The following is a 26882-nucleotide window of genomic DNA, read 5'->3' on the forward strand; positions in this document are numbered from 1 at the left end:
GCCGTGACGAAGAAATTCGATGTTATCACGATCGGCCGCGCCGGCGTCGATCTTTATGGCGCGCAGATCGGCGGGCGGTTGGAGGATATGGGCTCGTTCGAGAAATATATCGGCGGCTCACCCACCAACATCGCCTGTGGGAGCGCTCGGCTCGGATTGAAGACGGCCTTGATCAGCCGGGTCGGAAACGAGCACATGGGGCGTTTCATTCTCGAACAGCTGAAGCGCGAGGGGGTCTCGACCGAAGGCGTGAAGACCGATCCCGACCGGCTGACGGCGCTCGTCATCCTCGGCATTCGCGACGACACGCAGTTTCCGCTAATCTTCTACCGGGAAAACTGCGCCGACATGGCGCTTTGCGACGACGATATCGACGAGGATTTCATTGCCTCAGCGCGTGCCGTCGTCGTCACCGGCACGCATCTGAGCAACAGCCGTACGGAAGCCGCCGTGATCAAGGCGCTCACGCTGGCGCGCAAGCACGGATTGCGCACCGCGCTCGATATCGATTACCGCCCCAATCTGTGGGGTGTTGCGGGTCACGGCGATGGGGAAAGCCGGTTCGTCGAAAGCGCCGAGGTGACGGCCAAGCTGCAGACGACGCTCAATCTGTTCGACCTGATCGTGGGCACGGAAGAGGAATTCCATATTGCCGGCGGTTCGACCGATACGGTCAAAGCGCTTCGGGCGGTGCGGGCCGTCAGCGCTGCGACCCTGGTCTGCAAGCGCGGCCCGCTCGGGGCGGTCTCCTTCGAACACGCCGTTCCCGCAAGTCTCGACGAAGGGCAGAGCGGGCAGGGGTTCCCGATCGAGGTCTTCAATGTTCTGGGCGCCGGTGACGGCTTCTTCTCGGGGCTATTGCGCGGTTGGATGACGGGTGAGGACTGGCCGACATCGCTCAAATTCGCTAATGCCTGCGGTGCGTTTGCGGTTAGCCGCCATGGCTGCACGCCCGCCTATCCTAGCCTCGAGGAACTGCATTTCTTTCTCAAGCGCGGTGTCCTGCGACCTGATCTGCGCAATGATCCCGAGCTCGAACAGCTGCACTGGTCGACCACGCGGCAGAGGCGCGTCGATGGCGACTGGTCGACCATGCGGGTATTCGCCTTCGACCACCGCGTGCAGTTGGAGCAGATGCCCGGTTATACGCTGCAGAAGGGAGCGGCATTCAAGGAATTGTGCTTGCAGGCCGCGCTTCGCGTGCAGGCGGGCAAACCCGGTTACGGCATTCTCTGCGACAGCCGTATCGGCCGTTCGGCGCTGCATCGCGCTTCAGGGTCGGGCCTGTGGATCGGACGTCCCGCTGAGTGGCCGGGTTCGCGGCCACTGACGCTGGAGCCCGAGCTTGGCACGGATTGCGGCACGCTATCGGAATGGGCGCGTGAGGATGTAGTCAAGGTTCTGTGCTTCTGCCATCCGGATGACGATGCAGAAACACGCGCGGCACAGGAACAGACGGTCAAGCGGCTGTTCGAGGCGGCGCGGCGCAACCGGCTGGAGTTCCTGCTGGAAATCATTCCCTCAAAGGTGGGGGCGACCGACGATCATACGGTCGCAACGCTGATCCGTCAGTTCTATGCAGCCGGCATCTATCCCGACTGGTGGAAACTGGAGCCGATGAAGACTGCGGCCGGCTGGAAAAATGCGATTGCCGCCATCGAGGCGCATGACCGGTTCACGCGCGGCATCGTCGTGCTGGGGCTTGATGCGCCGGAAGCCGAACTTTCAGCGAGTTTCGAGGTCGCGGCAAGGTTCGATCTGGTCAAGGGATTTGCCGTCGGCCGCACGATTTTTGGCGATGCCGCACGGCGTTGGCTGGCGGATGAGATCAGGGATGCGCAAGCGGTGGAGGACATGGCCGGACGTTACGAGCGTCTCTGCCAGATCTGGGACGCGGCGCGGCAAAAGGCAGGGGAGAAGGCGGCATGAGCACGCTCAGACTGACGGCGGCGCAGGCCATGGTGAAATGGCTGGCCGCACAGATGACCGAAGAGGGAGAACGTTTCGTCGACGGGATCTGGGCGATCTTCGGCCATGGCAATGTCGCCGGGCTCGGCGAAGCGCTGCAGAAGGCCGGTAACGGGTTGCCGACATGGCGCGGCCAGAACGAACAGACGATGGCGCATGCCGCGATCGCCTATGCAAAGGCGAAGAAACGCCAGCGCGTCCAGGCCGTCACCTCGTCGATCGGTCCGGGCGCCACCAACATGGTGACCGCGGCAGCGCTGGCGCATGTCAACCGGTTGCCGGTGTTGCTGATCCCGGGTGACGTTTTCGCCAATCGCCGACCTGATCCGGTTTTGCAGCAGGTCGAGGATTTCGACGACGGTACGGTATCGGCCAATGACTGCTTCCGCCCGGTCAGCCGCTATTTCGATCGCATAACCCGGCCGGAACAGCTACTGACCGCTCTGCCGCGGGCGCTGCGGGTGATGACCGATCCGGCCAATTGCGGGCCGGTGACGCTCTCCTTCTGCCAGGATGTGCAGGCGGAAGCTTATGACTGGCCAGAAGCCTTTTTCGAGCCGAAGGTCTGGCGGATCCGCCGGCCGGAAGCCGACGCCCATGACCTCGAAGCCGTAGCTGAGCTTATTCGCGCGGCAAAAAATCCGGTGATTGTCGCCGGAGGCGGGGTGATCTATAGCGGTGCGGAAGAGGATCTCGCCGACTTTGCCACGCGCCATGCCATTCCGGTGATCGAGACCCAGGCCGGCAAGTCGGCGCTTGCCCAAAACCATCCGATGAACTTTGGCGCAGCCGGTGTCGATGGTTCGGCTGCCGCCAACGCGCTTGCCCGCAAGGCGGATCTGGTCATCGGTGTCGGTACGCGCTTCCAGGACTTTACCACCGGCTCCTGGTCGCTGTTCGAGGCGGACGGCCGCAAGCTCGTCTCCATCAACGTGCAGGCCTATGATGCCGACAAGCACGGCGCGATCGGCCTTGTTGCCGACGCGAAAGTGGCGCTGGCGGCGCTTTCCGGAAAACTCGGCACCCACCGTGCGCCCGAACCGGATGCCGCCTTGCGGAGTGCCTGGCTTGCCGCCGTCGACGGTCATTGCGCAGTGCTCGCCGGGGCCGGTTTGCCCAACGATGCGCAGGTCATCGGCGCGGTACAACGGGCAACGGATGAGAGGGCGATTGCCATGTGTGCAGCCGGCACCATGCCGGGGGCGCTGAAGCTTCTGTGGCAGCCGAGCCAGGGTGGCTATCACATGGAATATGGCTATTCCTGCATGGGCTACGAGATTGCCGGCGCCATAGGGCTGAAGCTGGCGCGGCCGGAGCGCGAGGTGATCTGCTTCGTCGGCGACGGATCCTATATGATGGCCAATTCGGAACTGGCGACTGCCGTCATGCGCAAGGTGCCGTTCACCATCGTTTTGACCGATAACCGCGGATATGGCTGCATCAACCGGCTGCAGCGCGGCACTGGCGGCGAGGCTTTCAACAATCTCTACAAGGACTGCAATATAGAGCAGCAGCCCGAGATCGATTTTGTCGCCCATGCGGGTTCCATGGGGGCCTTTGCCGTGAAGGCAAAGGATATTGCCGATCTGGAGGTCCAGATCGCCGCGGCCCGGGATCGCGACATTCCGACCGTCATCGTCATCGACACCGATCCGACCGACGGTCCGGGCTTCGGTGATGCCGGCCACTGGTGGGATGTCGCCGTGCCGGAAGTTGGAACCACCGAAAAACTCAAACAGGCCTATGCGCGCTATCTGACAAGCGCCGCCAAGCAGAACACCGTGAATTGAGGGAAGAGAAATGATCCGCTTCGGCACCAATCCCATCGCCTGGGCAAACGACGACGACCAGAGCCTCGGCGCCAACATTCCGACTGAACAGATCCTTCGCGAGGCGAGCCAGATCGGCTTCGACGGTATCGAGAACGGCCATCGCTGGCCGGACGATCCGCAGGCGCTCAAGGAGCTGCTCGGTTCTTACGGCCTCGCCTTCGTTTCGGGCTGGTACTCGCTGAACCTTCTTGTGCAATCCGTCGAGGAAGAGAAGAAGGCGATTCAGCCGCATCTCGATAAGCTCAAGCACAATGGCTGCAGGGTCTGCATCGTCTGCGAGACCTCCAACAGTGTGCAGGGCCTGCAGGCGCCGCTGTCGCAGAGCCCGGTGCTCTCGGATCAGGAGATGAAGGCCTTCGGCGGCAAGGTCGAGGAGATTGCTGCGTTCACGGCAAGCCAGGGCATCAAGCTCGTCTATCACCATCATATGGGAACCGTGGTCGAGACACCGGAAGAGATCGACGCCTTCATGGCGGTGACAGGTCCCGAAACACGGCTGCTCTTCGATGCCGGTCATTGCTATTTTGGCGGTAACGGCCGCGATCCGTCGCCGGTCCTGTCTCGTTACGTCGACCGGGTCAGTCATTTCCATGCCAAGAACGTGCGGCCGACAGTGATGCGGCAGGTGCGCGAGGAGGGGTTGTCCTTCATGGATGGCGTTCGGGCCGGCGTGTTTACCGTGCCGGGAGACGAGGAAGGCGGGGTCGAGTTCGAGCCTCTGCTGCAGATCCTGAAAGATGCCTGCTACGATGGCTGGATCGTCATCGAGGCCGAGCAGGATCCCGATATACGCAACCCCTTCGAGTATCAGTCGCTCGGCCTGAAGACGCTGAAGGCTGCTGCTGCCGGAACCGGCCTCGTCTGACCTTATAAATCCAGGAGTTTCCGATGCCTCATCTTCTCCATCGCCCCTTCGGCCGTCATGGCAAGGTTCACGAGATTACGCCGGCGAGTGCCGGCTGGCGTTATGTCGGCTTCTCGCTCTACCACCTGAGAGCAGGGGAGACGGCGGCGGAGGCGACCGGTGACAGGGAAGTCATTCTGGTCATGGTAGAAGGCAAGGCGACATTCGAGGGAGCGGGCCGTGATTGGGGTGTGCTCGGCGAACGCATGAACGTATTCGAGAAGACGCCGCCGCATTGCCTCTATCTGCCCGATGGCAGCGACTGGAAGGCGTCGGCCAAGACCGATTGCATCATTGCGGTGTGTACGGCGCCGGGCAGGCAAGGTCACCAGGCGCGGCGCATCGGGCCTGACGGCATCACGCTTACCCAGCGCGGCGAGGGCACCAACACCCGCTACATCAACAATATCGCCATGGAAAACGAGGACTATTGCGACAGCTTGCTTGTGACGGAGGTGTTCACTCCGGCCGGCCACTGGTCGAGTTACCCGAGTCATCGGCATGACGAGGACGACTTTCCCCGCATCACCTATCTGGAAGAGACCTACTACCATCGCCTCAACCCGGCCGACGGGTTCGGCATCCAGCGGGTCTATACCGACGACCTGCAACTGAACGAGACGATGGCGGTGCATGACGGCGACGTGGTCTGCGTACCCCGCGGACACCACCCTTGCGGCGCGGTGCACGGGTTCGAGATGTACTACCTCAACGTCATGGCCGGCCCCTTGCGCAAATGGCGGTTCGTGGCGGCTCAGCCCGTCGAACACCTGATGCGCTGACCTCTCAAAACACGGACATTCACAATGGATCAACCGTTTACACTGGCCGCCTGCGCGGAGATGCTGTGGCGCGACCGGCCGATCGAATGGCGCTGCGCGCGGCTCAAGGAGATGGGCTTCGAAGTGGGCTTGTGGAACTGGCCGGAGCACGATCTGATCGCGCTCGAACGCTCGGGCGCCACCTTCTCGATCATGAACGGCTATCTGACCGGACGGCTAGCCGACGACGAGGGCGCCGACGAGCTGCTGCGCTCGGCGCGCGCGACGGCTGAGGTGGGCAAACGGCTTGGAGTCGCCCGTCTCAACCTGCACGGCACGGGGCTCGGCGAAGGCGGGCTTCCGGTGTGCCCCAGCGAGGTGGTGACGGGGCGGATGTGGCTGAAGGCGCGCGATACGCTGGCGCGCATTGCCGACATGGCCGAGGAAGAGGGCGTGGTGTTCACGCTCGAAAACCTCAATCTACCCGTCGATCACCCCGGCACGCCCTTCGGCCGGGCCGAGGAGACGCTGGCGCTGGTATCTAGCGTCAATCACCCTCGCCTCAGGCTCAATCTCGACCTCTACCATGTGCAGATCGGCGAGGGAAACCTGATCGAGACTTGCCGCAAGTGCCTGCCATGGATCGGCGAGGTGCAGGTGGCGGACGTGCCGGGGCGTTGCGAGCCGGGAACCGGAGAAATCAATTATTCCATGATCGCGCAGAAACTTAACGACATGGGATATCGCGGGCCCGTCGGTCTGGAAGCCTATGCCAAAGGCGATGCCGAAAAAGCGCTTGGGGCATTTCGGACAGCTTTCACTTTGAACACAGCATGAATGCTGCCTGATACGGATGTCGTTGCTAAATCCGCTTGCCCTGCTGGTCGAACAAGTGAAACCGCTCGCGGTCGGCGATCAGATCTAGCGTTTCTCCGATTGCGATTATCGACCTGCCTGACACGCGAAAGACGATCGCGCTGCCGTCCTCAGCCACGCCATGGACGTAGCTTTCTGCTCCGACGAGTTCTACTGCGACGACCTCCACCCTGGTGCTGAATCCGGTAGGCGAGGATCCTTTAGCGATAACGAGGTCCTCGGGCCGTATCCCGATAGTGGCAGCGTTATTAGGCAACCCGGATCGATCTCCTCCTGTCCACGCTGAGCCATCGCCAAGCTTCATCAGGTTCATCGATGGAGAACCTATGAAGGTCGCGACAAAAGTCGTAGCCGGTTTTTCGTAGAGCTCGATTGGCGTTCCGACCTGTTCGATCTGTCCTGCATTCAGCACCACCAGCCGGTCGGCCAGCGTCATCGCCTCCATCTGGTCATGGGTCACATAGATCGAGGTCGTGGCGAGCGAGCGCTGCAGCCTCCGGATCTCAACCCGCATTTGCACGCGCAGTTTCGCATCGAGATTGGAGAGCGGTTCGTCAAAAAGGAAGGCCGCCGGTTTGCGCACGATGGCACGCCCCATGGCAACGCGCTGGCGCTGGCCGCCAGAGAGCTGGCGGGGTTTGCGTTCGAGGAACGGTTCGATTTCCAGGGCGCGGGCGGCTTCCGTGATACGCCGGTCGATCTCGTCCTTCGGCGTGTTGCGGTTCTTCAGTCCATAGGCGAGATTCTGGCGAACGGTCATATGCGGGTAAAGCGCATAGTTCTGGAACACCATGGCGATATCGCGTTCCGATGGTTCCAGATTGTTGACGCGCCGTCCGGCAATCGTCACGTCACCGCCGGTAATGCTTTCGAGCCCGGCCACCATACGCAGAAGCGTGGATTTTCCGCAGCCCGATGGGCCGACCAGCACGATCATCTCGCCATCCTTGATATCGAGCGATACGCCCTTGATCGCCTCGATATTGATGCCATAGGTCTTGCGGACGTCGTTCAGTTCAATCGTTGCCATTACTTTTCGGTCTCCACCAACCCCTTGACGAACCATCGCTGCATCAGCACAACGACGATGACGGGAGGAATGATTGCCAGGATCGCCGTCACCATCACGTAGTTCCACGGTGTCGAAGCATCTGCGAAATCCACCATGCGGCGCAGGCCGATGATGATCGTGTTCATGTCTGCCCTGTCGGTAACAAGCAGCGGCCAGAGATATTGCGTCCATCCGTAGATGAACAGGATTACGAACAGCGCCGCGATATTGGTCATCGACAGCGGCAGCAGGATATCCTTCATGAAGCGAAATGGTCCGGCATTGTCGATGCGCGCGGCCTCCACCATCTCGCCGGGAATGGTGAGGAAAAATTGCCGGAACAGGAAGGTGGCCGTCGCCGATGCCATCAGCGGCAAGGTGAGGCCCGCGTAGGTGTTTAACAGGCCGAGATCGACGATCACCTTGTAGGTCGGCAGGATGCGCACTTCTACCGGCAACATGAGGGTGATGAAGATCATCCAGAAAAAGCCCATGCGGAAGGGAAAGCGGAAAAACACGATCGCGAAAGCCGACAGGAAAGAGATAACGATCTTGCCAATGGCAATGGCGACCGCGACAACAAAACTGTTGAACAGCAGTCGTTCGAGACTGACGCCGACGACACGCTCGACGCCGCCGGAAATGGACTCCGAATAATTCTCTACCATGTGACCGCCCGGCAGAAGCGACAGCGGCGGCCTGATGATGGCGCCTGATGGCGCCGTCGAGGCGATGAAGGTGTAATAGATCGGGAAGGCGACGATGATGATGCCAAGGATCAGCATCAGATGCGCCATCAGGCTCGCAATCGGTCTGTTTTCGATCATCTTTTCACCTCACGCATAATGCACGCGCCGCTCGACGAAGCGGAACTGGAAGGCGGTCAGCGCAATGACGATGACCATCAGGATGACAGACTGGGCGGCCGACGAGCCGAGATTGAGGTTCACGAAACCGTCGTTATAGACCTTGTAGACCAGCGTTTCCGTAGCTCTGGCCGGACCTCCGCCGGTGACAGAATGAATGATACCAAAGGTGTCGAAAAAGGCGTAGACGGTGTTGACCACCAGCAGGAAGAAGGTGGTGGGCGCCAGAAGCGGAAAGACGATGGTCCAGAACCGACGAGATCCGCGCGCTCCGTCTATGGACGCCGCTTCCAGCAGCGATTTCGGGATCGCCTGCAGGCCGGCGACGAAGAACAGAAAATTGTAGCTGATCTGTTTCCACGCAGCGGCCACCACGACCAGCGCCATGGCCTGATCGCCATTCAGGAGCGGATCCCAGGCAATGCCGTTGCGGCGCAGGATATAGGCGAATGTGCCCATGGCCGGGTTGAACATGAACAGCCACAACATGCCGGCGACCGCGGGCGCCACCGCATAGGGGATGATCATCATCGTGCGGTAAAAGCCTTTGCCGCGCACGACGAGATCTGCGGCGGTCGCGAGCAGCAGCGCGATGCCCATGGAAAGCACGGCCGTGGCGATACTGAAGACGACGGTGACGCGCAGCGCATGGAGATAATTGGCGTCCGACAGGATCGTCGTGAAATTGGCAAGGCCTACAAACGTGCTTTGCAGCCCAAACGGGTCTTCCCGCACAGCCGACTGGTAAAGCGCCTGGCTGGCCGGCCAGAAAAAGAAGACGATGGTCAGCACGATCTGCGGGGCGACCAGAAAATAGGGAAGGATCTTGTTCGGAAAGACGGTGCTTTGCACGGGCAGGCTCCTTGAGGATCAGGAAAGCCGCCCGCATGTTTGTCTCATGCGGACGGCAAAGACCGATGTCAGTTCCCAAGCGCCTGCTGGATCGCCGCATTACCGCGTTCGACGGACTTGTCGAGAGCGGCCTTGGCGTCCTGCTTGCCAGCGAGCATCGCCTCAAACTCCTCGTTCATGATGTCGCGCACCTGCGGCAGGTTGACGAGGCGAACGCCCTTGGAGTTTTCGGTCGGCGCCTTGCCCATCATCTGCAGAAGCGGGGTCTCGCGGCCCGGATTCTTGTCGTAGAAACCGGATTTCTTGGTCTCTTCATAAGCCGCCATCGTGACCGGCATATAGCCGGAGACCTGATGCAGACGGGCCTGTATCTTTGTCTGCGACAGGAAATTGAAGAAGGTGGCGACACCCTTGTATTCCGCATCGCTCTTGCCACCGAATACCCACAGGCTTGCGCCGCCCGGAATGGTGTTCTGCGGCCGTCCTTCGCCCTCGTAATAGGGCAGCTGGCCGATACCGTATTTCATACTGGACTTGATGATGTCGCCAAGACCACCGGAGGATTCCGTCAGGATGCCGCATTCACCGGAAGTGAACAGCTGCTTGGCTTCCGACGTGCGACCGCCATAGCGGAAGGTGCCGTCCTTAGCGAGATCTGCGATTGACTGGAAATGCTTAACGAAGGGCTCGGAGTTGAAGGCGAGTTTCACGTTGGTGCCACCGAGACCGTTCTCGTCACTCGCATAGGAGAGATTGTTCCATGCAGCAAAGTTCTCGGTCTGGATCCAGGTCAGCCATGTCGAGGTGAAGCCGCAATTGGCGGCGCCGCTCGATTTGATCTTCTTTGCCGCCTCAAAGACTTCCGGCCATGTCTTTGGTGGCGTATCGGCATTCAGCCCTGCCTTCTCGAACACATCCTTGTTGTAATAGAGGATCGGCGAGGATGAGTTGTATGGGAAGGACAGCATCGTGCCGTCCGGTTTCGAATAATAGGAGACGATACCGGGCAGGTATTGGGCCTTGTCGAACTTGAAGCCGCCCTTTTCCAGCACTTCCGCCACCGGGACTACGGCGCCCTGCGCGCCCATCATCACGCCGGTTCCCACATCGAAGACCTGGATAATGGCCGGTGGCTGTTTGGCACGGAAGGCGGCGATGCCGGCATTCAGCGTTTCCGGATAGGTGCCCTTGAAGACCGGCAAGATCTTGTAGTCGGACTGGCTTTCATTGAACTCCTTGGCCAATTTGTCGACGACTTCGTTATTGGCGCCGGTCATGGCGTGCCACCACGAGATCTCGGTGGCGGCGAGCGCACTCGATGCCATCAGAGCCAAGGCTGCGGTTGAAAGAACTGATACGAAAGCGGTTTTCATGGTCGATTTCCTCCCTTTCCATGAATTGGCCTGCCGACGTCCGGCGGTATTTCCGGAACCCTCCCCGGTCCCGTCATTTGCAGCGTATATTCACATGGTGCGCGATCAGGCGGCGGCAACGCCATCCGAGCCGATGCCGGCGATCCGACATAGGTCCTCAATCGCGCCTGGACCGGCTGCCAGAACCGGCGCGCCTTTCGTCAACCTTTCGCCTTCGCTTGGAAATGGCAGGAACCAGCCGCCGGCTTCGCGCACGAGGCAGTAGCCGCCGAGACAATCCCAAGCATGCATATAGGGCTCGTAGTAGCCCACGAGACGACCGGCCGCGACATACGCAATCATTAACGCGCCCGAGCCGAGCCGCACGAAATTGCCGCCGCCTGCCAGCAGATCCTCGACGATCTTCCCGACCGATGCCGGCGTCACATGATGGTTGGCGCCGATGCCGGTCACGGCGTTACGGATCGTTTTGGTGCTCTCGAGCTCCAGCTGCCTACCGTTCAACGTCGCGCCCATGCCGGAAGCGCCCGAATAAAGCTCGTCATGGCAAGGGACATGGATGACGCCGATCACGGGCTCGCCCTTATAGAGAACGGCGATCGAGACGCACCAGTTGGGCATCCCGTGTACGAAAGGACTGGTGCCGTCGATTGGATCGACCACCCAGGTATAACCGCTATCGCCAACGGTCAGCCCGTATTCCTCGCCGAGAAAACCATCGGCGGGAAAGGCCTCCCCCGTTCTTTCCCGGATCAGGTTCTCGACGTTGCGATCAGCGATCGACACCACATCCTGCGGGTCGCCCTTGATCTCTATGACCAGCGTATCGCGCCGCTGATAATAACCGAGCGCCAGCTTGCCGGCTTCGACGGCGATGGTTTCCGCCAGCTTGTGGCGTTTGACGATCTCGTCCTGTTCCGATGTCATGGGGCGTTCCTCACTGCGCGATAATGGCGATGCCACGGTTTTTCAAGCCGATGGCGACGCGCGTTCCAGGGGCAAGCGGGCGGTCGACCGACGGGTCCACGATAAACAGGGTCCCGCCGCTCGTTTCCGCCTCGTATTCGATATGATCGCCGAGATAGGCCGCATGGCTGATCCGCCCCGGAAAGGCAGCCGTTTCCGCCGGTTCCAGCGTGATGGCACTGGGGCGCACGGCAAGCTGGCTCTTGCCGGTTCTTCCTCCGCGCGCCGGCACGACATGTTGGAGGCCTCCAATGCTGATCGTTGCCTCGTTGCCGCTGATATCGATGATCTCGCAGGGTACAACGTTCGCTTCGCCAATAAAATCGGCAATGAAAGGCGAGGCCGGGGCTTCATAAAGCTCGCGGGGTGATCCCTGCTGGGCGATCTCGCCGTCCTTCATGACGATGATCCGGTCCGATACGGCCAATGCCTCGTCCTGGTCGTGGGTGACGTAGACGGCTGTGAATTGCAGGCGTTGTTGAAGCTCGCGGATTTCCGTGCGTACCCGGCGGCGAAGGCGGGCGTCGAGATTGGAAAGCGGCTCGTCGAGAAGCAGGACCTGCGGTTCGAGAACCAGCGCGCGGGCAACCGCCACGCGTTGCTGCTGGCCCCCGGACAATTCTGCCGGAAGCCGGCCGCCCATGCCGGCAAGGCCGACGAGTTCGAGCCCGTGTTCCGCCTTCTGTCGCGCATCCTTTTTCGAAAGACCGGTGGATTCCAGGCCATACGCGACATTGTCTAGCGAGTTCATATGCGGAAACAGTGCATATGACTGGAACACCATCGAGACGTCGCGCTCGTTGGCCGGCAGCATGGTCACATCCTTGCCGCCGATCAGGATGCGGCCCGAGGTCGGGTGTTCCAGACCTGCGAGCATGCGCAGCGTCGTCGTCTTGCCGCAGCCGGAAGGGCCGAGCAGCGTCACCAGCGTACCGGGCTGAACCGTCAGCGACAGGTCATGGATGGCCGTGAAGGAACCGAAGGATTTGCGAACATTCTGGAACGTGACCGAACCGGCATTTTTGCTCATGCGGTTTTCTCCTTGGCCTGAGCAGTCGGAAGGCGGACGCGGGACGCCGAAATGCGGTTCTCGCGTCGCAATCGCCGCTCGCCGACCAGAAGCTGGAACCCTGTGATGACGGTGATCATCACCACGATCAGCATGGAGGAATAGGCGATGGCGACGCCGTATTCGCCGTTTTCCACCAGCCCGACGATATAGGATGTCGCCATGTTGTACTGGGCGCTGACGAGGAACACGACGGCGCTGATCGAGGTGATGGCGCGCACGAAGGAATAGACCAGTGCGGCCGTGATGGCGGGACGCAAAAGCGGCAGGATGACCTTGCGGGCGGTGCGGAAACTGGTGGCGCGCAGGGTCATCGAGGCTTCGTCGAGGCTCTTGTCGAGTTGGCTCATCGCTGCGATGCCGCCGCGCACGCCGACCGGCATGTTACGGAACACGAAGCAGGCGATTAGGATCACTGCCGTCCCGGTCATTTCCAGCGGCGGGAGGTTGAAGGCCATGATGTAGCTGATGCCGATGACCGTGCCGGGAATGGCAAAACTCATCATTAGCGCAAATTCGAACAGTTCGCGCCCGGCGAATTTCTGCCGTATGATCACGTAAGCCGTGGCAAGGCCGACGATCGCTGTCAGCGGGGCGGCGATCAACGCTATTTCCATCGTCGTCCAGAACGAGTTCCAGGCGACGCCGGTCCAGACCAGCGAGCGATCGCGAAAGGTGATGGAAAAGGCCTTGGCGTAATGCGCGAGCGTCAGGCTGTTGTCGAGACCCCAGGTTTTGACGAAACCGCCGAACAGGATCATGCCGTAAACGACGAGCGTGAAGATCATCCACGGAATAACCACGGCATGTACGCCGATCGACAGGAGCCGGGGCAGGGCGATATGGGCGCCGCTATCGCCCTTGCCGGTTACGGTGGCAAAATTCTTGCCCGACAGCCAGATGCGTTGGGCGAGGAAGGCCGACAGCGTGAAACCGAGCAGGATCATGGCGAGCACGGCCGCACGGGCCGGATCGTTCTGCGATCCGACGACGGCAAAGAAGATTTCAGTCGACAACACGCCGTGGCTGCCGCCAAGCACGAGCGGATTGCCGAAATCAGCCATGCTTTCGATGAAGCCAATCAGGAATGCGTTGGCGAGACCGGGTTTCATCAGCGGCAAGGACACTCGCCAGAAGGTGCGCCAGCGATCGGCCCGCAATGTTTGCGAAGCCTCCTCCATCGACGGGCTGACGCCCTCGACCACGCCGATCAGCACCAGAAACGAAATCGGCGTGAATGACAGAACCTGTGCGATCCAGATGCCGGTCAGGCCATAAAGCCAGCGGCTCGGTTCGATGCCGAATGTCGAAGACAGACCCTGCGTGACGATGCCGGCACGGCCGAAGAGGAGGGTGAGGGCAAGGCCGATGACGAAGGGCGGCGTGATGATCGGCAGAATGGTCAGAAGCCGAAGGCCCTTCTTAAAGGGAAAGCGCGTGCGGGTGGCGACAAGCGCGAAGGCAAGGCCAAGTGCTGTCGAACCCGCCGCCGTCATGATGGCCAGAAACAGCGTGCGCCATGCCACGCCGCAACGCGCGCCGCCAAGGACGCAATCGAGGCTCCAGATCGATGGATCGACAATGTTGCGGGAAAAACCGTCGAAACTCACCGAGCCGTCGAAATCCTGAAAGGCACCGATGAACATCGAACCGATCGGATAAAACACGAAGACGGCGACGAGGAAGACCAGCATGGAAATGGTGGCGACCACGAAGGCATCACCGCGCATGACGCCCCGTTCGGCAAGGCCGAAGGCAAACATCAGCACGAAGCAGATGGCGGAAAGAACCGCACCCGCTCCCATCGACGGTTGGCCGTCGGCAAGCGGACCAAAGACCGTTTCGCTAATTGTCCAGGTGAAACCGGTGGCCCCGATCGCCAGACCCTGCAGGGCAAGCAAGGCGACGCCGAAACCACCGGCAAGGGCAAGCATTTTGCCACGCCGCATTGGATCGACAATGAACCGCGCTGCAAGCGCCAATCCGTAAGCTGGAAGGACCGCGATCAACCAGACACGGCCATGCAGAAAAATCTGCAGGAAACCGGGTGCTGCCGCAGGCTCTCCGGGGAAATCGGAAAGCCAGGTAAACGCATAAAACCCCTGTTCGATTCGATACCAGGGAAGGAGCAGCATCGCGGCAGCGCCAAGCGCCAGCACGATATCCAGTCTGCGATTGCGATTGTTCATGGTTCGATGCGACCTCATCAAAGGACAAGTCGATCATGCCGCGCCCCTTTCAGCCGAAGCGCGGCAGAGACAAATGGGATCAGTTGGCGTTGGCGCCGATTTCCTTGTCCCAGCGTTCGAGCAGCTTTTTGCGCTCGGTCGGATCGCCATAGGTCTTGAAGTCGTAATCGATCAGCTTGATGTCTTCGAAGCGCGGCGATTCCTTCGGGACCTCGGCCGTCTTGTTGGACGGAAGCTGGAAGGATTTTGCGTCCTTCATGTGAGATTGCACCTGCGCCGTCAGCGCCCAGTCATACCACTTTTTGGCATTGTCCAGATTGCGTGCACCCTTGATGATCGACATGGAACCGATCTCGTAGCCGGTCCCCTCGCAGGGCGCAATCGACTTGACCGGAAAGCCCTCGACCGTCTGGGCCACTGCATCATGCATGAATACGATGCCGAGACCGGTTTCTCCGCGGGCTGCCGCCTTCACCGGTGCAGAGCCGGATTTCGTGTATTGCGAGACATTGGCATTGAGCTGTTTCAGGTAATCGAACGCCTTGTCCTCGCCCATAATCTGCACGAGCGATGCGAGCGCCGTGTAGGCCGTGCCGGAGGAATTCGGGTTGGCCATCTGGATCTCGCCCTTCAGCGAAGGGTCGAGAAGGTCGGCCCAGCATTTGGGCTCCTTGTAGTTCTTCTGCTTGAAGAGATCGGTGTTGTAACCCCAGCCGAGCGCACCGGCATAAACGCCGACGGTCTTGTAGCCGGAGCTTTCCGCCTGCTTCTTTGCCCAGTCCTGCAGTTCATCGAGATGCGGCGACTTGTATTCCTGCGACAGTCCTTCCGACGCGGCCTGAAGATGCGGGTCGCCGGTGCCGGCCCACCAGATGTCGGTTTTCGGGTTGCGGGCCTCGGCGCGGACCTTCGCATAGGTTTCGCCAGACGACAGGCGCACCATGTTGACCTTGATGCCGGTGTCCTTTTCGAACATCTGCTGCATCATTTCGCAGATCACCACATCGGCGGAACATATGAGATTGAGGTCTCCGGCAGCCTTCGATGCCGGTGCATTCATCAAAAGGCCGGCAGCCGCGACCGATGCCATCAAAGCAAGACGCATAATAATCCTCCCAGATTTCTAGATGACGCCTCCACATCATCCCGCTCTTGCAAGCGTGTGCAATGGTTCCACGCATATCTGTGGATTGTCAATAAGAAATACTGCATAAAATGCGCTTTAATACGCGCCATGCGTCACGAAATTGTTGCACTCGATTGCAAAAAGAGGCAGAAAAATTTGCGGGAGAAAGCAGACGTGAACCAGAAGATCTTCGTGAGCGCCAAGGAAGTGGCGGATCGTGCCGGCGTGTCGCGTTCGGCCGTCTCGCGCACGTTCACGCCTGGAGCGAGTGTTTCGGAGGAAACGCGGCGACGTGTGATGGAGGCTGCGGAGGCCTTGGGCTATCACGTCAATCACCTCGCTCGAGGGCTGATGCGCAACGAAAGTGGCCTTGTCTGTCTCATCGTCTCTGAGATGGACACGCCTTATCGATCAAGCCTCATTCGGGCGATTTCCCATCAATTGCAAGCCGTCTCCAAGATCGCCATGCTGATCAACACGGATCGTTCCGATAAAAGCGTCGATGATGCGCTCAGGCTGGCGATCAGCTATCGCGCCGATGCGTCCATCATTCTCTCCGGAATGCCGGACAAATCGATCACCGACCTTTGTGTGAAAAGCGGTCAGCGGCTTGTGCTTATCAATCGCGACGAGGAGCGCGAAGGGGCGCTGATGATCAATCTAAATGACCGGGAGGCCGCACACCGCGCATTTATCGCGTTTCAGCGGGCCGGGTGTCGCCGTGTTGCCTTCGCGAATTCTGATGTCGGAACACCAAGTCTAATGGCTCGTGAGGAAGGGTTTGTTGCTGCCGCGATCGAAGCCGGCGTTGAGGTCATCGTAGAGCGTTTCGGTCCGACCCGTTATCAGAGCGGCGTTATTCTGGCGCAACGCCTTCTCACGCGAGAAGCGCGCCCGGATGCGATCTTCTGCGCCAACGATCTTCTTGCCTGCGGTGTTATGGATACCGCCCGTCACCAGTTTAAACTCACTGTGCCTGACGACATTTGTGTAATTGGTTTCGATTACATCGAGCAGTGCTCATGGTCGTCTTATGATCTGACGACATTCGCACAACCCGTCGACCAAATAGCGAAGGAGGCGGTCTCGTGGCTTACGCATCCAGCCAAAACGGATAGCATTGCTTCCCAGATTTCCCCGGAACTGGTCTGGCGCGGGTCTGTGCGCGGTGGTTAGAGAATTGTCCTTCAACCGCACAGCTAAATTATCCGCATACCTAAAAACCAAAATCAAGCAAACTGCGTGAAGATCAACGATATTAGTTCGTCTCGAATGCGTTATCCTTTCCGAATAGCTTCGCTTTGTATCGACATGCCCATTGCTGTCCTTCAATCCTCCGGCCCAAACTTCTCGATAGCCATGCGGGGGCTCCTCACTATAGTCGAGCCACTTTTATGAACATTTCTGATTGATCGTACGCTTACAACATCTGCGACCCGCGGAGTCGGTCGCTTTGTTACAGAGATGGATTGCAATGATCGTTTCGGTTCAGGGCCACAGGCTAGAACTCGATTCTATGCCTCATCTGCGGCACTGGTTTTTGCTCATCCGCTCGCTCTGCCTATCGGTTGGGATCGAACGCGTGAGGAACGAGGTGCAGGTTTGTGAACATTCCACTGGTGGCGATCGCGGCCTGTGGCTTCATTCAAGTGGCTGAGACGGTGACGGCCGGTAACGCTGAGGCAACTGCGCGCATAGTCGAGGGACTTGTCAAAGGTGTCGGGTTTATCGCCGGTGGCGCGATCCTGGTCGGAAAAGCGAACCCGAGGGACAGCGGCTGTTGCGAGTTTACGGGCTACCGGCGCAATTGGCGCCCCTGTCGGGCTCGGTGCCTTCGATACTGCTATTGTTCTATCGGTCACGACATTTGCCACTTTGATAATTAGGGCTAATTTCAAGTCTTCCGAAAGCGAAGGCGGCAGGACCGACCGAGCGAAATTTTGCACTTGGGAAAGAATGTAGAAAAAGCCCGGCTTTGGAGCCGGGCCTGCATGTGGATGTCAGTCAGTGATGATGCTCAGGCATTTCTTTGAGCTGATCCGTCGTCCATGCAGTCACGGCATGGACGTCGCCATCCTGATCGCGCATGAACTGAAGATCCGTCAGCGGAACAGCGACAGGTTTTGCGCCGATCCCAAGGAAACCGCCGACATCAATGACTGCAGAACTGCCGGGACCTGTCCCATGGATATGGTCGACCTTTCCGACCTTATGGTCGTCCGCGCCATATATGGTTGCACCTTCGAGAACAGCTGGTGTCAGTTCCGCTGGGTTCAGGCGAACGTGATTGGTGTGGTCCATGTCGTTTCCTCCGTGCGTTTTGTTTGCGGGGAAAGAACCACGAATTCGCTGGTTTGTTCCTGGGCTATTTGCGATGGTCATTACAAAAAAATCCTTTTGAATCAAATCGGGTCATGCCGCAATTCGTCTAGTCCAGGTTGCCGGGACGCGGCTTCACGCAAAGCGGGCATGATGTCGCGCTGGCGTGCTGCCAATGCTTTTTGTCCTGTCCGTCCGGACGACCAGCTTGCTCCCAAATCTCATATGCCCGTCTGGCGATCCACCCTGTCTTTCCGCCATAGATATCCGCTAGGTCATCGATAGGATTAAACTTGTGCGATTGAATCATTCCGATCAATGTCCGGTACCCTCCCTAGCCGCCTCGAGCCGACGCTTGTCCTTTATGGTTTAGTGGTATTTCCGGAGGGCGCGTTGCTTTGTGAAGATCCGCCAGTGCCGCTTTCGGCATGCGGCGTCCGATCGACCAAGGTGGGCGTCGAGGTCTCGCTCGGGCTTGCCGCGGATTTTGGAGTGGTGTCACCGGCGGGCGGTGTAGCAGTCTGCTCGGTGGGAGCATCGGTTGCTTCCCCCCAAAACTCAGCACCAACCCAAGCGACCGCTGCGAGGCAAAGGCCAACACATAGCACGATCAACACAGGTTTTCCTGTCCGCCCCTGACGCGCATCCGTCGCATTTTCAACGACCTTCCGATCCGTCATTTCATTTCCTCCCATTGAGGAGGAGTAAACCTAGTAGACTGGAAAGTGTTCCGCTCTGGTCTGCGGGGCGGCGCGGATGGAGTAGTGCGCGCCGGGCTACGATCATGGGCTGCGATGGGGCTTCAACGATTCGACAATACCGACCCACCGCCAGAACGAAAATCCGCGTGTGCTACCCTTGAGCTCTGAAGTATGAGCAGCAATGAGCTCCACATCTGACCGGCCGCTATGGCCCTGTCGCAGGCGCGATCTGCATCTGGGCGGGGCGCAGTTTTTCAGGTGCGCCGGACATCGCCTCCTGTCCCGTCAGTCGCTCCTGCGATGTCTGCGGCGTACCTGTATTAGTTTCGATCGCCGAAGCCGTATCAGTAATGCGATCGGTCCTCAATTTTGTGGAGCCTTGAACGTTCGTAGGGACAACGTCAGTCCCTCTCGTTTGCGGAATGACGGTTCCGTCCGAAGACGCGACACGCCAGACGGTATTACCTGCGTCATCGGCCACGAGCAGCGCGCCGGTGCCATCGACACCCAGGCCGACGGGACGACCGCGAGCCTGCTCGCCATTGATGAAACCTGTGACGACATCCTGCGTCTTGCCCGATGGCTTGCCGTTCTCAAACGGAATGTAGACGACTTTATAGCCGTTGAAGTTGTCGCGGTTCCAGCTGCCACGGTTGCCGACAAACGCTCCGTTTGCATAGGCTTGCGGCATGGCCGAGCCTTCGGTGAAGGCCATGCCGAGCGCGGCCACATGGCTCGACAGCGCATAGTCAGGCTTGATTGCTTTTTCGACCATGTCGGGACGTGGGGGATAAACGCGCGGATCCACGTGATCGCCATAGTAGCTCCATGGCCAGCCATAAAAGCCGCCATCCTTAACCGATGTCATATAGTCCGGCACAAGGTTGGGGCCGAGCTCGTCCCGCTCGTTGACCACTGTCCAGAGTTCGCCGGTTTGCGGATGGAATGTCAGCCCGTTCGGATTGCGCAGGCCGGAGGCGAAGACGCGTGCGGCACCCGTCTGTCGGTCGACCTGCCAGATTGCGGCCCGGCCCTTTTCTGCCTCAAGCCCGTTTTCGGCGACATTCGAATTCGAACCGACGGAGACATAGAGCATGCGACCATCCGGGCTCAGCGCCATATCCTTGGTCCAGTGATGGTTCAACGGACCACCGGGAAGTGGGGTCAGAGTTTTCGGCGCTTCGCTGATCTGGTTCTGGCCGAGTTCATAAGGATAGACGAGAACGGCGCTGGCGGACGCCACATAGAGCGTGTTGTCGGCCCATGCGAGGCCAAAGGGAGAATCGACGCCGGTCAGAAGATCATGACGTTCGTCTACCGCTCCATCGCGATTGCTATCGCGCAGCAGGGTGATGAGGTTGGTTTCCTTCTGCTCGCCGCCACCGCCGGAAGCCATCGCCATGATCCAGCCGCGGATGAAATCCTTTGGACGACTGAGCGGCTTTCCCTCCGGCGCCTTAGACTGCACAACCAGCACATCGCCATTCGGCAGCGTGTGAACCGTGCGTGGGTTGGCGAGGTCTTTGGCGTAGGCTGTCACCTTGAGGCCTTCCGGAACTAACGGCGTTTCGCCATCCTTCCAGCCGATAACCTTGGCCACCTTGAGGTCCGGCAGCAATTCCTGCTGCGGTTCCGGCAGGACCGGGTCAGGCCCGATCTGCTGGGACGCATCGACTGCCGCAGTTTGCGCCATTGCAATGCCTGCGAGGCAGGCGGTTAAAGCAAGGACGGACACGCCAGGAAAGAACGATTTCATCTCAGACCCTCCAGGCCAGTCTTGCGTATTTTCTTGCTGACGTGACGGCAGCGAAAACGGTGAGCACGAATGTTGCCGTCGAGATCGCAAAGCCAAACGGAATGACGGCCGTCCAGCCGTCACGGGCATGAACGAAGCTGTTGACGAAGGCGAGCAACAGGATCGCAATGTAAAGCAGAATGGCCATGAAGCCGGGGCGAAGGGGCCTTGTGCGCCGCCGGAGAATGTCGACTACGCCCGCCAGAAGGCCGATTGCCCCAAAAAAAAGTCCGGCAAACAGAAGCCATGAGGCGAAAGTCAACCAGATCAGGTTACCACCGCTTTGCCAGTAGGCGATGTCTGCTCCTAGCGTGAGCGTGAAGCAGACGAGGGGGAAAGGGACAAAGAGCGACTGCAAAGGGTATGCCGCGGAATCGCGGTTTGGCGAGGAAAGGACGGCCATCTGTCACTCCGTGGCACAGGTGAGCTTGTGTCAATCAACCGCATCACGGCGTGAATTGTTCCCGTATAGGTACGGTCCCGAACTCCATCGGCTCACGACTGATGTCGCCAAGGACAGACGAGCAGGAAAATGACAGTTACTTGGAACAATGAGGTTCCGCCACCGTTTCGCATCGAATGTTCAGATACAGAGGGGCGGTTCTGAATGCCAGATGGCGGGGTGACAGGCCTATTCCAACCGATACCGTCGCAAAGGCATTTGTCGCGGCTCTGTCCCGGCCTCGTCGCACTGCTCGTCCTCCCGCTCCCATCCTGCTCCGGGAATCACTCCGCACTCGACCCCGCCGGCCCGGAGGCTGCAAACATCGCGCAGCTTTTCTTCCTCATGCTGGTCGGCGCCGTAGTCATCTGGCTAGGGCTTGTCGCTTCCATCATCTACGCCTCTCGGAAAAAGCGGGAGCACAGTGAGGAAAGCGCCGGTCGGGTAATCCTTTGGGGCGGGGCAGTCATCCCGACAATCATCCTCTGCGCGCTCCTCTCTTACGGCATGTGGCTCATGCCGGCGATCCGGCCATGGGTGCCTGACGATCAGCAGGTGCGGCGCATCGAAGTCACCGGCGAACAGTTCTGGTGGCGGGTGCGCTATTTCGACGAGGCGGGCAAAACGATGTTCGAGACGGCCAATGAGGTGCGTATCCCCGTTGGCCAACCGGCGCATTTCTCGCTAAAGGCGGCGGACGTGATCCATTCCTTCTGGGTGCCGTCGCTCGGCGGAAAGATGGACATGATCCCCGGTCGCACCAATCCGCTGACGCTGACGGCCGACCGCGAAGGCACTTACCGCGGCGTCTGTGCAGAATTCTGCGGCGAGTCCCATGCGCTGATGGCTTTCACCGTGCGTGCGGTGGCACCCGATGAGCATGAAGCCTGGCTTGCCGAGCGAAGGGCCTCCAGCCCCCAGGATACCGAAGGGCTTGCGGTCTTCCTCAACAATGGCTGCGGGGCCTGTCACGCTATTTCCGGCACGGCCGCGAATGGTCGTATCGGTCCAGATCTCACCGCATTCGGAGAACGATCGACGCTTGCAGCCGGAACACTGCCCCACACTGTCGAGGACATCGCCCGCTTCGTCGCTTATCCAGGCGTGATCAAGCCGGGTGTGAAGATGCCGCATTTCGGCATGCTTCCCGAAGACGACATCAAGACAATCGCGGTCTTCTTGAAGGAGCTCAAGTGATGGTGGAGCTCGGCAATTTTTCGCCCGAGGAGAGGGCGGCGCAGGAGGAGCGGTTGCGCAAGGTGTGGAAGACGCCGGGCGGCTGGCGTTATTGGACCTCGGTCAACAATAGCGAGATCGGCCTCTGGTACGGCGTCACCGCCTTCGCCTTCATGTTGTTTGCCGGACTGCTGGGCCTGTTGATGCGCGCTCAGCTCGCAGTGCCGAACAACGATCTGATCTCCTCCGAGCTGTTCAACCAGGCCTTTACCCTGCACGGCACGGTGATGATGTTCCTCTTCGCGGTGCCGATCTTCGAGGCGATCGCGATCTTCCTACTGCCATCCATGCTGGGCGCACGCGAACTGCCGTTCCCGCGTCTTTCCGCCTTCGGCTACTGGAGCTTTCTGCTCGGAGGCATTTTTGTCTGCGGATCGATCTTCTTCAATGCGGCACCCAATGCCGGCTGGTTCATGTACCCGCCGCTCGCTACCGACAAGGATTATGCCGGCATCGGCGCCGATATCTGGCTGCTCGGCCTGTCCTTCATTGAAGTGGCCTCGATTGCTGCCGCCGTCGAGATCATCGTCGGCATCATGAAATGCCGTGCTCCGGGCATGCGCATCAACATGATGCCGATGTTCGCCTGGTATCTCCTGATCGTCGCCGGCATGATCCTCTTTGCCTTCCCGCCGCTGATTGCCGGGGACATTCTGTTCGAAATGGAGCGGATGTTCGACTGGCCGTTCTTCGATGTCGCGCGCGGGGGCGATCCACTCTTATGGCAGCACCTGTTCTGGATCTTTGGTCACCCGGAGGTCTACATCATCTTTCTGCCGGCCATTGCGCTGATGGCGATGATCGTGCCGACCTTCTCGCAACGGCCGATCGTCGGCTATTCGTGGATCGTGCTTGCGGCGGTCGGCACAGGTTTCCTAAGCTTCGGCCTATGGGTGCATCACATGTTCACCACCGGCCTGCCGCAGATATCGCTCGCCTTCTTTTCTGCTGCATCCGAGGCCGTGGCGATCCCGACCGGGGTGCAGATTTTCGTCTTCATCGCCACCATGCTGGCGGGCCGCGTGATCTTTTCCGTGCCGATGCTGTTCGGGGCAGGCGGTCTGGCGATCTTTACCATCGGCGGCCTGACCGGCGTTATGGTGGCGCTCGTACCCTTCGATTGGCAGGCACATGACACCTATTTCATTGTTGCGCACCTGCATTACGTGATCATTGGCGGGATGTTCTTCCCGATCGTCGCTGGCATCTACTATTATTTCCCCTTCGTCACCGGAAAGAAGCTTTCAGCTACCTGGGGCAAAACGGCCTTCTGGCTGATGTTCGTAGGCTTCAATGTAGGCTTCTTCCCGATGCATTTTTCCGGGTTACGCGGCATGCCACGCCGCGTCTTCACGTATCCGGAAGAGGTCGGCTGGGACCTGTTCAACATGATCTCGACGATTGGCGCTTTCGTCTTTGCTGCTGGGGTCATGACCTTCGTGATCGATATTTTTCGGCCGAAGCCCGAGACCATGGAGCGCAATCTCAACCCCTGGAACGCCGGCACGTTGGAATGGACCAATGATCCAAGTGAAAGTTGGGGTATGCGTTCGGTGCCGATCATCACCAGCCGCTATCCGCTATGGGAACAGCCGAACCTTCAGGCCGATATTGAAGCGGGACGCTACTATCTCCCGGACGCGAAGTCGGGCAAGCGCGAGACGCTTGTGACTTCCGTGCTTGATGCCAAGCCGATCCAATGCCTGCGCGTCGGCGGCCTCTCCTACGTGCCGATGGTGGCCGCCCTGGCACTCGGCGGCGTATTCATCGCGCTGACCTTCCACTGGTGGATCCCAACCATCATCTGCGCCATCATAACCTTCATCGCGATCATGGTCTGGCTCTGGACGGGGACGGCGCAGATCCCAGAAGCGGAAGAGGTGGATGTCGGCCTTGGACTGAAACTGCCGGTCTATGTCTCGGGACCAGCTTCGGTCGGCTGGTGGGCGATGTTCATCACCATGGTCGGCGACGGCACCGCCTTTGCCAGCCTGATCTTCGGCTATTTCTTCTACTGGACGGTGCATGTTGATTTTACCTCCGGTGCAGTAGGCCCAGGCGTATCTTGGCCTATGGCGGCGCTCGCCCTCTTCGTCGTCGCATGGCTCCTTACCATCGCGGCAAGGCAGCTGAACGAGAAGGGACCTGCTGGTTGCCGCATCGCGCTCGCCGCCGGCATGCTCGTCACCATCGCAGCCTGTCTCGCAGGGCTTGCCGGTCCCTATTTCCACGGCATGGATCCGACCTCCAACGTCTATCCTGCCACCGTCTGGATCATCGCCATCTGGACCGTCGCCCATGGGGCGGTCGGGGTAATCATGCAGGCCTATTGCCTTGTCGGCAGCCTTACCGGCCGCGTAACTGCGGTCTATGATCAGGATATCCGCAATGTGACGCTCTACTGGCATTTCATGGCCTTTACCGCCGTCGTCGCCTTCGCGGTGCTCGGCCTTTTCCCGATGGTGAGCGCATGAAGAGCGTCATCCCGCGCGAGGTGGAAAGCCTCTGGACCCTGTTTACCGCTCCGACCGTCTGGGCAGTGCACTTCGTTGGCTGTTATACGACCGTTGCCGTCTATTGCGCCAAAGCCTCATCCCTCGATTTCGGCTTCGAGACGGTAAGGCTGCTTCTGGCAGGCCTCACCATCCTCGCATTGGCAGTCATTGTGCTTTCCGCCTGGCTCGCCTGGCGGCAATGGGGCTTCGGCGTGCATGATCCACCACATGACGAACCGACGAAAAAAGGCCGTACCCTGTTTCAGGGCTATGCGACGCTGCTTCTTTCGGGCCTCAGCTTTGTCGCCGTCGTCTACGCCGCTATTCCTCTGATTTTCATCGCGGAGTGCCAGCGATGAAACGCGCTTCGCTCTATACCGGTTTGATCCTGCTCGTAGCGCTTTGGGGGTTGTTGCTACCCTTCGCCGACCGAGCCTCGTTCACCATCCACATGATCGCCCATATGGGCGTGGTTGCTGGTGTGGCCCCACTGGTCGCCATCAGCCTCTCGGGCACGCGCTTCGATTTCCCAGCACGCTGGCCGTGGTTTTCGCCGATCGTTGCTTCAATATTGGAACTCGCCGCTGTCTGGGTCTGGCATATCCCCGCCCTTCGGGCAGTTTCGGAAAGCTCACCATTCATCGCCGCACTTGAGCAGATTACTTTTCTCGTGGCAGGTCTGGCACTTTGGCTATCCTGTCTCGGTGGGCTTGAAGCGGGCAGGGACGGTCGACGCATGGCCGGAGCCATCGGCCTCCTATTCACCTCCATGCACATGACGCTGCTCGGCGCATTGCTGGCGCTGTCGCCGCGGGCACTTTATGGCTCAGGCGATGTGAGCTGTTTCGGTATCCCGCTCACCCCGATCGTCGATCAGCAGGCAGGCGGGGTCATCATGTTGCTGGTCGGAGCAGCGATCTATCTCGTTGGCGGCGTCTCGCTTCTGGCCACGATGCTCAATTCCGGCAGTCCGCAAGCATCGCGCAGGAGAGGCTGATGACCATTCGCTCGAAACACCTGATCGTGCTCGCCATCCTCGCGCCCCTGCTCGGCCTCGCCGTCGGTTGGTCCGGCCTGTTGAGCGTGCGCGCCTCAAGCGGCCATTGGGCCGTCACCGACTGGTTCCTGCATTGGGTGATGCGCAATTCGGTCTCGGCCAGAGCGGTTACAACCGGCGACGTGCCGCCGCTCAACGATCCTGGGCTTGTCCCGGGTGCCGCCGGCCATTACGAGACGGGATGTGCCGTTTGTCACGGTTCGCCGGCTCAACCGCGGCCGGATTCAGTGCTCGCTATGTTGCCCCCACCGCCGGACCTGACGGCCGTGGTACCTGGATGGACAGATGCCGAACTGTTCGAGATCGTCAAGCACGGTGTCCGTTTTACTGGCATGCCGGCATGGCCCATCCAGTCGCGAGACGACGAGGTCTGGTCGATTGTGGCGTTGCTTCGCAAACTGCCGGATATGGACGCGGAGGCCTATCTCCAGGCATCCGGCCTGCATGGGTTAGGTCATGCAGGCGAGGTCTCGCCTTTGCCGATCACTTGCGAAAGCTGCCACGCGGAAAGCAAACTCAATGACGGCAGCCTCGTTCCGCGGCTGGCCGGCCAGTCGGAAGCCTACCTTTTGAACGCGCTCAAAGCTTATGCCGGAAAGACGCGCCCAAGTGGCATTATGCAGGTGGCGGTCGGTACATTGTCCGTTGAGAGCCTGCCAGAACTGGCTGCCTACTATGCCAAGGAGGCTCCAGCGGCTCGTGCCGGTGCTGTTCATGATCCCATTTTGGTCGAGAAGGGTAGGGCACTCGCGGAGCAGGGACGTTATGCCGACAAGATCCCGGCGTGCCTGAGTTGCCATGATAAAGCAGATGCGAATCCGGCCTACCCAAAATTGTCCGGTCAAAACTCAGCCTATCTGCAAAATCAGTTGGCCTTATTTCGATCCGGTGGGCGCGGTGGCTCTCAATACCACCATCTGATGACCGGGTTTGCCAAGGAACTCACGGCCGATGATATTTCAGCTGTAGCAGCCTACTTCAGCGCCAGATAGTATGAGAGATAA

Annotated in this window: 23 protein-coding genes and 1 pseudogene; 12 read left to right on the forward strand and 12 right to left on the reverse strand. The window is 59.8% G+C overall.

What is annotated here, in order from left to right:
• The first annotated feature begins 3 nt into the window (after positions 1 to 3).
• From iolC to ACI3K0_RS21900, 5 genes are read left to right on the forward strand one after another with little or no spacing between them, the layout of a single operon-like run.
• Complete coding sequence (iolC, locus tag ACI3K0_RS21880; RefSeq protein ID WP_206828231.1) at positions 4 to 1929, forward strand: 5-dehydro-2-deoxygluconokinase; 1926 nt, start codon at positions 4 to 6, stop codon at positions 1927 to 1929.
• On the forward strand, positions 1926 to 3758 hold the full coding sequence (gene iolD / locus ACI3K0_RS21885) for a 3D-(3,5/4)-trihydroxycyclohexane-1,2-dione acylhydrolase (decyclizing) (RefSeq protein ID WP_206828232.1): 1833 nt from the start codon (positions 1926 to 1928) through the stop codon (positions 3756 to 3758). The genes iolC and iolD overlap by 4 nt, the downstream gene beginning before the upstream one ends.
• Positions 3759 to 3768: 10 nt before the next feature.
• Positions 3769 to 4665: a myo-inosose-2 dehydratase gene (iolE, locus tag ACI3K0_RS21890; RefSeq protein WP_404946254.1), complete on the forward strand. Its 897-nt coding sequence runs from the start codon at positions 3769 to 3771 to the stop codon at positions 4663 to 4665.
• A gap of 23 nt (positions 4666 to 4688) precedes the next feature.
• Positions 4689 to 5486 carry a 5-deoxy-glucuronate isomerase gene (gene iolB, locus ACI3K0_RS21895; protein WP_183687062.1) on the forward strand — a complete coding sequence of 266 codons (798 nt, stop codon included), beginning with the start codon at positions 4689 to 4691 and terminating at the stop codon, positions 5484 to 5486.
• Positions 5487 to 5510: 24 nt separating this feature from the next.
• The gene (locus ACI3K0_RS21900; protein ID WP_404946255.1) at positions 5511 to 6302 is read left to right on the forward strand and encodes a TIM barrel protein; all 792 of its coding nucleotides are present in this window, start codon (positions 5511 to 5513) and stop codon (positions 6300 to 6302) included.
• 25 nt (positions 6303 to 6327) lie between these two features.
• Here ACI3K0_RS21900 and ACI3K0_RS21905 read toward each other — a convergent pair whose 3' ends face one another.
• The 8 genes from ACI3K0_RS21905 to ACI3K0_RS21940 form a co-directional block, all read right to left on the reverse strand.
• Positions 6328 to 7371 (reverse strand): sn-glycerol-3-phosphate import ATP-binding protein UgpC, encoded by a 1044-nt coding sequence (locus tag ACI3K0_RS21905; RefSeq protein WP_183687066.1) that lies wholly within the window; start codon positions 7369 to 7371, stop codon positions 6328 to 6330.
• Entirely contained in the window at positions 7371 to 8219 is an 849-nt protein-coding gene (gene ugpE, locus ACI3K0_RS21910; RefSeq protein ID WP_148142977.1) for a sn-glycerol-3-phosphate ABC transporter permease UgpE, read from the reverse strand. Before ugpE ends, ACI3K0_RS21905 begins: the two co-directional genes overlap by 1 nt.
• Positions 8220 to 8228: 9 nt before the next feature.
• Positions 8229 to 9110, reverse strand: a complete 882-nt coding sequence (gene ugpA, locus ACI3K0_RS21915; RefSeq protein WP_404946256.1) for a sn-glycerol-3-phosphate ABC transporter permease UgpA — start codon at positions 9108 to 9110, stop codon at positions 8229 to 8231.
• A gap of 68 nt (positions 9111 to 9178) precedes the next feature.
• Positions 9179 to 10483 carry a sn-glycerol-3-phosphate ABC transporter substrate-binding protein UgpB gene (gene ugpB, locus ACI3K0_RS21920; protein ID WP_148142979.1) on the reverse strand — a complete coding sequence of 435 codons (1305 nt, stop codon included), beginning with the start codon at positions 10481 to 10483 and terminating at the stop codon, positions 9179 to 9181.
• Between the two features lie 105 nt (positions 10484 to 10588).
• Complete coding sequence (locus ACI3K0_RS21925) at positions 10589 to 11410, reverse strand: inositol monophosphatase family protein (RefSeq protein ID WP_148142980.1); 822 nt, start codon at positions 11408 to 11410, stop codon at positions 10589 to 10591.
• Positions 11411 to 11420: 10 nt separating this feature from the next.
• Entirely contained in the window at positions 11421 to 12479 is a 1059-nt protein-coding gene (locus ACI3K0_RS21930) for an ABC transporter ATP-binding protein (RefSeq protein ID WP_206828241.1), read from the reverse strand.
• Positions 12476 to 14707, reverse strand: a complete 2232-nt coding sequence (locus ACI3K0_RS21935; protein ID WP_404946257.1) for an ABC transporter permease — start codon at positions 14705 to 14707, stop codon at positions 12476 to 12478. Before ACI3K0_RS21935 ends, ACI3K0_RS21930 begins: the two co-directional genes overlap by 4 nt.
• Positions 14708 to 14786: 79 nt before the next feature.
• Positions 14787 to 15812: an ABC transporter substrate-binding protein gene (locus tag ACI3K0_RS21940; RefSeq protein ID WP_183687080.1), complete on the reverse strand. Its 1026-nt coding sequence runs from the start codon at positions 15810 to 15812 to the stop codon at positions 14787 to 14789.
• A 195-nt stretch (positions 15813 to 16007) separates the two neighbouring features.
• On the opposite strand from ACI3K0_RS21940, the gene ACI3K0_RS21945 reads away from it, so the two are divergent.
• The gene (locus ACI3K0_RS21945) at positions 16008 to 17009 is read left to right on the forward strand and encodes a substrate-binding domain-containing protein (RefSeq protein WP_148142989.1); all 1002 of its coding nucleotides are present in this window, start codon (positions 16008 to 16010) and stop codon (positions 17007 to 17009) included.
• Between the two features lie 298 nt (positions 17010 to 17307).
• A pseudogene (locus ACI3K0_RS21950) lies at positions 17308 to 17795 on the forward strand (MgtC/SapB family protein).
• A 42-nt stretch (positions 17796 to 17837) separates the two neighbouring features.
• Here ACI3K0_RS21950 and ACI3K0_RS21955 read toward each other — a convergent pair.
• From ACI3K0_RS21955 to ACI3K0_RS21970, 4 genes are all read right to left on the reverse strand, one after another.
• Positions 17838 to 18134 (reverse strand): PRC-barrel domain-containing protein, encoded by a 297-nt coding sequence (locus ACI3K0_RS21955; protein ID WP_404946258.1) that lies wholly within the window; start codon positions 18132 to 18134, stop codon positions 17838 to 17840.
• Positions 18135 to 18261: 127 nt separating this feature from the next.
• Positions 18262 to 18462 carry a DUF2934 domain-containing protein gene (locus ACI3K0_RS21960; RefSeq protein WP_404946272.1) on the reverse strand — a complete coding sequence of 67 codons (201 nt, stop codon included), beginning with the start codon at positions 18460 to 18462 and terminating at the stop codon, positions 18262 to 18264.
• 596 nt (positions 18463 to 19058) lie between these two features.
• Positions 19059 to 20609, reverse strand: a complete 1551-nt coding sequence (locus tag ACI3K0_RS21965; RefSeq protein ID WP_183687086.1) for a sorbosone dehydrogenase family protein — start codon at positions 20607 to 20609, stop codon at positions 19059 to 19061.
• 1 nt (position 20610) lies between these two features.
• A complete protein-coding gene (locus ACI3K0_RS21970) occupies positions 20611 to 21051 on the reverse strand; it encodes a DUF2231 domain-containing protein (RefSeq protein WP_148148359.1) in 441 nt (146 codons plus the stop codon).
• A 258-nt stretch (positions 21052 to 21309) separates the two neighbouring features.
• On the opposite strand from ACI3K0_RS21970, the gene coxB reads away from it, so the two are divergent.
• From coxB to ACI3K0_RS21995, 5 genes are read left to right on the forward strand one after another with little or no spacing between them, the layout of a single operon-like run.
• Complete coding sequence (gene coxB, locus ACI3K0_RS21975) at positions 21310 to 22287, forward strand: cytochrome c oxidase subunit II (RefSeq protein WP_404946259.1); 978 nt, start codon at positions 21310 to 21312, stop codon at positions 22285 to 22287.
• Positions 22287 to 24800, forward strand: coding sequence for a cytochrome c oxidase subunit I (gene ctaD / locus ACI3K0_RS21980; protein WP_404946260.1), 2514 nt, complete (start codon positions 22287 to 22289; stop codon positions 24798 to 24800). Before coxB ends, ctaD begins: the two co-directional genes overlap by 1 nt.
• Positions 24797 to 25180 carry a hypothetical protein gene (locus ACI3K0_RS21985; protein ID WP_148148362.1) on the forward strand — a complete coding sequence of 128 codons (384 nt, stop codon included), beginning with the start codon at positions 24797 to 24799 and terminating at the stop codon, positions 25178 to 25180. The genes ctaD and ACI3K0_RS21985 overlap by 4 nt, the downstream gene beginning before the upstream one ends.
• Positions 25177 to 25818, forward strand: a complete 642-nt coding sequence (locus tag ACI3K0_RS21990; RefSeq protein ID WP_210349100.1) for a cytochrome c oxidase assembly protein — start codon at positions 25177 to 25179, stop codon at positions 25816 to 25818. The genes ACI3K0_RS21985 and ACI3K0_RS21990 overlap by 4 nt, the downstream gene beginning before the upstream one ends.
• On the forward strand, positions 25818 to 26870 hold the full coding sequence (locus tag ACI3K0_RS21995) for a c-type cytochrome (RefSeq protein WP_404946261.1): 1053 nt from the start codon (positions 25818 to 25820) through the stop codon (positions 26868 to 26870). The genes ACI3K0_RS21990 and ACI3K0_RS21995 overlap by 1 nt, the downstream gene beginning before the upstream one ends.
• Positions 26871 to 26882: the final 12 nt, after the last annotated feature.

This window comes from Rhizobium sp. ZW T2_16 (assembly GCF_044987325.1).
Taxonomy (GTDB): Bacteria; Pseudomonadota; Alphaproteobacteria; order Rhizobiales; family Rhizobiaceae; genus Neorhizobium; species Neorhizobium cellulosilyticum.